This window comes from Arthrobacter sp. NPDC080086 (assembly GCF_040702285.1).
Map to the genome: position 1 here is coordinate 1 of NZ_JBFBKP010000135.1, position 5,772 is coordinate 5,772.

Annotated in this window: 4 protein-coding genes; 3 read left to right on the forward strand and 1 reads right to left on the reverse strand. The window is 70.6% G+C overall.

The window, feature by feature from the left end:
* The first annotated feature begins 74 nt into the window (after positions 1 to 74).
* From AB0305_RS22395 to AB0305_RS22405, 3 genes are all read left to right on the forward strand, one after another.
* On the forward strand, positions 75 to 1,055 hold the full coding sequence (locus tag AB0305_RS22395) for a DnaJ C-terminal domain-containing protein (RefSeq protein ID WP_364134398.1): 981 nt from the start codon (positions 75 to 77) through the stop codon (positions 1,053 to 1,055).
* Between the two features lie 9 nt (positions 1,056 to 1,064).
* Entirely contained in the window at positions 1,065 to 1,487 is a 423-nt protein-coding gene (locus AB0305_RS22400; RefSeq protein WP_364134395.1) for a helix-turn-helix transcriptional regulator, read from the forward strand.
* 286 nt (positions 1,488 to 1,773) lie between these two features.
* Positions 1,774 to 2,172 carry a hypothetical protein gene (locus tag AB0305_RS22405; RefSeq protein ID WP_364134392.1) on the forward strand — a complete coding sequence of 133 codons (399 nt, stop codon included), beginning with the start codon at positions 1,774 to 1,776 and terminating at the stop codon, positions 2,170 to 2,172.
* 12 nt (positions 2,173 to 2,184) lie between these two features.
* Here the strand turns inward: AB0305_RS22405 and AB0305_RS22410 are convergent, their stop codons facing one another.
* The gene (locus tag AB0305_RS22410; RefSeq protein WP_364134389.1) at positions 2,185 to 5,664 is read right to left on the reverse strand and encodes an SNF2-related protein; all 3,480 of its coding nucleotides are present in this window, start codon (positions 5,662 to 5,664) and stop codon (positions 2,185 to 2,187) included.
* Positions 5,665 to 5,772 lie beyond the last annotated feature (108 nt).

Here is a 5,772-nt window from a genome sequence, read left to right on the forward strand (position 1 = left end):
CCCGGGCCCCCTCATCCGCTTGGGCGCTCCGCGGTAATCTCGCCTTACGCTTTGTTTTTTGAAAGGAAACGCCAGTGGCCAGCCAGGACTGGGTCGACAAGGACTTTTACAAGATCCTTGGTGTCGCCAAGGACGCTTCCGACGCCGACATTAAGAAGGCCTACCGGAAGCTCGCCCGGCAGCACCACCCGGATACCAATGCCGGGGATACCGCGTCGGAGAAGAAGTTCAAGGACATCTCCGAGGCCTATTCCGTGCTCTCCGACGCCGACGAGCGCCAGCAGTACGACGCCATCCGCGCGATGGGCGGCGGCGCGCGGTTCGCACCCGGCGGTACGGGCCAGCCCGGCGGCGGGGCGGGCTTCGAGGACCTCTTCGGCGGCCTGTTCACCGGCGGTGGCGGCCGCCACTCCGGCGGCTACAGCACCGCCGGCGGCATCCCGCCTGAATTCGCCGACCTGTTCGGCGGCGGCGGTTTCGGCGGTGGCCAGTCCTTCCAGCGCGGCCCGCAGAAGGGCGCGGACCGGACCGCCTCCACCAGCATCTCCTTCGCCGGTTCCATCCGCGGCACCACCATCGGCCTGCGCGAACCCGACGGCGAGGTCATCGACGTCCGCATCCCCGCCGGCATCAAGGACGGCCAGAAGGTCCGGGTCCGCGGCAAGGGCCAGTACGGCCCCGCCGGCAACGGCGACCTGATGGTCACCGTCTCGGTCAAGCCGCACGATTTCTACACCCGCGACGGCGACAATCTGCGCATCCACGTCCCGGTCACCTTCCCCGAGGCGGCCCTGGGCGCGGACATTGAGGTTCCGACGCTCGACGGCGACAAGGTCCGGGTCCGGGTTCCCGCGGGAACCCCCACCGGCCGGACGCTCCGGGTCAAGGGCCGCGGCGTCAAGCACAGCAAGGCCACCGGCGACCTGCTCGTCACCATCGACGTCGCCGTCCCCAAGAAGCTGACCAAGGAGGCCGAGGACGCCGTCAAGGCGTTCGCCGCGGCCACCGCCGGCGAGGACGTCCGCGCGGGCCTGGCAGCCAAGGCCCGGCTGTAGGGTCCAGCCATGGACATCGAGTTCGACCAGCCGATCTTCGTCATCTCGGTCGCCGCTGAGCTGGCGGACATGCACCCGCAGACGCTGCGCCAGTACGACCGGCTCGGCATCGTCTCGCCCAGCCGCGCCCCCGGGAAGTCCCGCCGGTACTCGCAGCGGGACGTGAACATGCTCCGCGAGGTGCAGCGGCTTTCCCAGGAAGGCGTCTCGCTCGAGGGCATCAAGCGGATCCTGCAGCTGGAGAACCAGGTCGCGGCCCTGCAACACCGGGTCGCCGAACTCACCGAGGAACTGGGCCGCCGCCGGCAGCCGCTGGATTCCCGGATCTTCGCCGCCGGTGCCGCGGGCGATGTGGTCACGCTCGCCCGCGGCCAGCGGCCCCGCCCCCGCTCCCAGGCCCTCGTCGTCTGGCGCCCTCGCGACAACTCCTGATCCGCCTAGGTAGTCCGCCCGGCGGGACTGAGTAGCCGCCCGCAAAGACGGGTGGTGAAAAAACAAAGTCGAGTACCGCGACCCCCTGACGGGCCGCTTTCCCTCCCGGTTAGATGGTCTCGGCGGCGCACTGCCGCCACCGGTCGACGCCCTCGGGCAGGCCGGTCACGTGCACACGCCGGGGGGCAGCACCGAAGATTCAGCACACCCGTGATCCGCGGGACACCACCATTTCCCGACGCGCGTCCGCAACGGCGCCGGCGTCCGCACTGAGCGCGGGCCGGCCATGAACTCCGGACTGAACGCCCTGGCCCTCTTCGGCAACTCCCTGCCCGGCCTGCTGTTGCTCACCTTCGGCCAGACGATCGTCGTCGTGTGCGTCTGCACCGACATGGTCCGGGCCGTCTCGGTGCCGCGCTCCCAACGCCGCTACCTGGCCAACACCGTCTTCCTGACCCTGGTCCCGCCGTCGATCCTGGCTTTGAGCCTGGCCGTGCTCGTGTACGCGGCATCCGGGGCGTGGGCGCAGACCGCCGGCGGTGTCTTCGTCCTGGTGACGGTGATCTTCCGCTGGCACACGGACCCGGACGAGGACAGCTGGTGGAAGGGCAAGGGCAAGCAGCTTCGCCGCTGGTTCCAGCGGCGGTTGGCCACCGGGCGGGTCACCGCTCCGGCCGCCGCCTGAGGCCCGCCCCGGCTAGTCGTCGAAGAGCCCGGCCAGGTCCTCCGCCGTCAGCGTCCCGCCGGCCAGCGCATCGCCCTCCACCACGTCGGCGAACAGCTGGGACTTCTTCGCCTTCAAGGCCATGACCTTTTCCTCGATCGTGTCCTTGGCCACCAGCCGGTACACCATCACGTTGCGGGCCTGGCCGATCCGGTGCGTCCGGTCCACGGCCTGCGCCTCGGACGCCGGATTCCACCACGGGTCCAGCAGGAACACGTAGTCCGCCTCGGTCAGGTTCAGGCCGAAGCCGCCGGCCTTGAGGCTGATCAGGAACACCGGGGCCGCGCCGTTCTTGAACTCGCTGACCACGTCCGCGCGGTTCCGGGTGCTGCCGTCCAGGTAGCAGAACTCGATGTTCTCCTCGATCAGCCGCTCCCGGACCTTGCCGAGGAACCCGGTGAACTGGCTGAAGATCAGCGCCCGGTGGCCCTCCGCCACGAGGTCCTGGAGTTGTTCGAAGAGCACGTCCAGCTTGCTGGCCCGGATCCCCGAGAGGGACGGGTCGATCAGGGACGGGTCCAGGCTGAGCTGCCGGAGGAGGGTGAGGGACTGGAAGATCGTGAAGCGGTTCTTGTTCACGTCCTCGATCAGGCCCAGGATCTTCTGCCGTTCGCGCTGCAGGTGGGTCTGGTAGACCTTCTGGTGCCGCGGATTCAGCACCACCTCCAGGATCTGTTCCTGCTTGGGCGGCAGGTCCCGGATCACCTGCTCCTTGGTGCGGCGCAGCATCAGCGGGCGGACCCGGCGGCGCAGCTTGTCCAGCCGTGCCCGGTCCCCGTTCTTCTCCACCGGCCGCTGGTAGTTCTCCGCGAAGCGCTTGGGGCTGGCGAACAGCCCGGGCGCCACGATCGAGGTCAGCGCCCAGAACTCCATCAGGTTGTTCTCCAGCGGCGTGCCGGTCACCGCCAGCTTGAAGTCCGCGGGCAGCTTCCGGGCGCACTGGTAGGCCTTGGACTGGTGGTTCTTCACGAACTGCGCCTCGTCCAGCACCAGGCCGGCCCAGCGGCGGGAGGCGTACGCGTCGTAGTCGATGCGGAAGAGCGCGTAGGAGGTGATAACGACGTCGGCGCCGGCCAGCGCATCGGCAGGATCGGAGCCGCTCTTGGCGAAGGTCTCGCCGATGGCCCGCACGGTCAGGCCGGGGGCAAACCGGGCGGTTTCGGCCAGCCAGTTGCCCACCACGGACGTGGGTGCCACCACCAGGAACGGGGCGCCACCCGCCGCGTCGCCGGAGGCCCCGTCGTCGCCGTCGTTGTCCTCCGCCCCGGGAGAAGCGGCCGCCTCCGCCGCCGCGATCTTCGCAGCGCAGATCAGCGCGAGCGTCTGGACGGTCTTGCCCAGGCCCATGTCGTCGGCCAGCACCCCGCCCAAGCCGTGGCGGTAGAGGAAGCTCAGCCAGTTGAAGCCCTCCAGCTGGTAGGGCCGCAGCTCCGCGTCCAGGGTGTCCGGCAGCGGCAGGCCCTTAACGCCGCCCTCCAGCAGGCCGCCGACGGCATCCCGCCAGGCGGAAGCCTGTTCGTCCACGATCCCCAGCTGCGCCAGCTCGTCCCAGAGCCCGGCCTGGAAGCGGCTGATCTGAAGCGGGGCGTCCTTGTTGTCCTGCAGCTCCCGGGCCTCCTCGATCAGGGCGCGCAGTTGGTGCAGCTCGGGCAGGTCCAGGGAGAAGTATGCGCCGCTGGGCAGCAGCATCTTCGTCTGGCCGGCGGCGAGGGCGGAGAAGACGGCGGCAAAGGACACCGGCTGGCCCTCCAGGGAGATCTGGATGCCCAGGTCGAACCAGTCCCGCTGCTCGGTGGCCTTGGTGGAGATGGAGACCACCGGGGCCTCCTCCGCCTCGCGGTAGTCGGCGATCTCTCCGGCGGTATCCACGGTGACCTCGGGCAGCTCGCGCAGCCGGGGGAGGACCTCCTCGGTGAACGCCAGCGTGTCCAGGCCGCTGAGCTCGGCGGAGTCAGCGAGCCGGGGCGTGCCCCAGCCGCCGGTGGCGGATTCGCCGAGCTTGGGTACCACCTCCCAGGGCTGTCCCACGGTTTCGAGGATGCGCGCCTCGGCGGTGTCGTCCCGGTAGCCGTGGTCACCGGGGTGGCGCCAGAGCGGCTGGGCGGTGACCAGGGTGCCGGAGGTGTAGTGCCACTCCCAGTGCAGCCGGACCCGGTGGTCCGCGCCGTAGTTCGCCAGCAGGGACAGCGTGGGGACGGCCAGTGCCGGCAGCTCCACCGACTCGTCCGAGGCGGTGACCCGGGCGGTCTGCTTCAGCTTCGGGTAGAAACCGGTGAGGAACCGGGTCTCGTCCCGGGACGGGATGTGCAGCGTGGTGCCGGCGGTGACGAACGCCAGCAGTTCCTCGCTCAGCCCGGCCTCGAGCGGCGCGAGCGTGATCGTGGCGCCCTCGGGTGCCAGGCCCGGGAGGGTTCCCGCGTCCCCGGTGACGAAGATGCCGTGCGCGGGGCGGCCGATGGTGCCCACCGCCGCGGGGTCCACCTCGGTGCCCTCGACGGTGATGGTGGGGGCGAGGGCCAGACCGCCGCCGTCATTGCCGGCTCCGGGGGCGCTGCCGGTGCCGTTGTCGGCGCCGGCGGGGGTGCCGAAACGGGTGAGGTTGAGGCCGACGGCGGCGGGGCTGGCCGCCAGGTGCACGGGCTCGTCCGCCTTACCGTGGACCAGGGCCAGGCCGATCTTGCGGGCCTCCTCCAGCAGGCTCCAGAGGTTCCGGCCGGCGTAGGTGTTCAGGCCCAGCCAGAGCCCGGTCCCGGCGTGCTGGCGGTTCGCCACGGAGGTGTGGGAAGCCAGGAACTCCAGCATCCACTCCACGTGGGCCTCGTTGCACTCCCGGCGGTAGTTCAGGTAGCTCAGGGTGCTCCACGAGACGTCGCCGCGGATCCACTTGCCCTTCGCGCCCATGATGACGGGCCGGGCCTTGAGCTGGCAAACGCTGCGCAGCGGGTCCCGGCGGCCGGTGTAGGAGAAGTGCGGTGCCGGCTCCTCGATCTCGAACTGCAGCGCCAGGGGCACGCCGGCGGAGGGCTGGGTGGACGCCTGCCGGGACAGCAGCGGGCTGAGCGCCTGCTCCCAGTCCGGCAGGTCCACGGGGGCCGGCTGGCGGGAGAGCCGGGAGGTTTCTGCGGGGGCGAGCAGCTGCACGCGGGTGGCCGGGTTGTCCTCCGCCGCGAAGAGCAGCGCCGCGACGTGCTTGCAGTCCTTGCGGACCGGGCAGCTGCAGACCCCCACGGTGCAGCTCCAGCCCCCGCCCTTGCGGACCAGCTTCGCCGTCGTCGAATACGGCACGGGGGACCCGCCGCGGACCTTGCCCAGCATCAGCCCGGTGGCGGCGTCGAAGGAAATCCCGGAGACGCGGCTCCCCATGGCGTAGGCGAGCCCGGCCGCGAGGGAGCGGTCGTTGATCGCGGGGGTCTGGATCGCCAGTGCCGCATTCTCATCCGGATTCGAAGGCATGGAGGCACTACTTTCGGCAGTTGGTCATCTGATCCATCTTAGCCAGCCGGCGGTGACCCCGGACCGCGGGCGCCCGCGGTCCGGGCCCGGGCCGGGGCGGGGGCCGGC

What these genes read in the sequence shown, in the direction of transcription:
- AB0305_RS22400 (WP_364134395.1), top strand. Translation starts at nt 1,065, where the DNA reads ATGGACATCGAGTTCGACCAGCCGATCTTCGTCATCTCGGTCGCCGCT.
- AB0305_RS22405 (WP_364134392.1), top strand. Translation starts at nt 1,774, where the DNA reads ATGAACTCCGGACTGAACGCCCTGGCCCTCTTCGGCAACTCCCTGCCC.
- AB0305_RS22410 (WP_364134389.1), bottom strand. Translation starts at nt 5,664, where the DNA reads ATGCCTTCGAATCCGGATGAGAATGCGGCACTGGCGATCCAGACCCCC.